General features: G+C 66.5%; 1 pseudogene. It reads right to left on the bottom strand.

What is annotated here, in order from left to right:
• Positions 1-318 precede the first annotated feature (318 nt).
• Positions 319-927, bottom strand: a pseudogene (locus AC067M_RS45800) (ISAzo13 family transposase); the annotation flags it as partial.
• Between the last annotated feature and the right edge of the window lie 149 nt (positions 928-1076).

The raw sequence follows: 1076 nt of genomic DNA, 5'->3' as shown, positions 1-1076 counted from the left end.
CACCTCCCCCAACGGCACGGGAGCCTCGTGCGTTGCGGCCCCCGCCCCACTTCACTGGCGTCCCCCTTCAGTGGTCAGCCTGAAAAGGCTCAGTGTGCCCTGGGACCTCCTGGTCAAGGCGGTGGAAGCGCACACCGACGCCGTTTGGGTGAAGTTATATGTGCGGCGGTGGCTTGCTGTCCCGCTCAAGATGCCCGACGGCACCCTGCTGGAACGGGCGTGCGGGACGCCACAAGGGGCGCCGGTTTCTCCCGTTTTGGCGAACCTGTTCCTGCACTACGCGTTCGACGTCTGGATAGTACGGGAGTTCCCCGCTGTCTTGTTCGCGTTCTTGTAGTCGCCGATCAACTCCTTCTTCTTGGTGTCCACACTGATCACCGGGTCTCCCGCGTCCCTGTGATCGCGTGCCTGCTCGTTGAGATAGCGGAACTGGGCATCCCGGTCCGGGTGCTGGGCGCCTTCGATGGTCTTGGCGTTGGCCTGCAGGCTGAAGCCTGCCTCCCGCAGCAGACCGGCGACCGTGTCGGCGGAGACCCGGTGGCCCTGCTGGGTCAGCTCTGCTGCCAGCTTCCGGGTCGACTTCGTCGTCCAGCGCAGCGGCGACATCGGGTCGCCCCGTTCGTCGGGCTCGACCAACGCCAGCAGCGCGGGCCGCAGCCCCGGGTCGACCTCGGTCGCCTTCTTCCTGCCTCCGCCTGCTCGGCGGACTCGCCCCAACGGGCCCTGGTCGGCCTCCAATTCAGCAACCCCACGTGAGACCGTCCCCTCCCGGACCCCGGCCGCACGGGCGACGAGCCTGATCCCGCCATGCCCCAGCGACCGCGCTTCCGCCCCTATGGCCAGCCGGCGCTGACGCTCGTCCAGATGCGGCAACAACGCCTGGAACTTCGCAGCCAGGACGGCCTCGATCCCCTCCGGTCTCCCCATACCAGAACAACGATCCCCGGAGCTGGAAGCCACGACTTGATTACCGGCAAGCCCTAAGACGTCATCTCATTTGGTGAGTCTGCGGTAGCAGATCAGGGTGCAGGCGATGCTGGTGAAGGCGAGGAAGTGGTCGGCCTTGCGTTCGTAGC

It is taken from the genome of Streptomyces sp. NPDC043427 (assembly GCF_056436655.1).
This window is presented reverse-complemented; position numbering and strand designations above follow the sequence as displayed.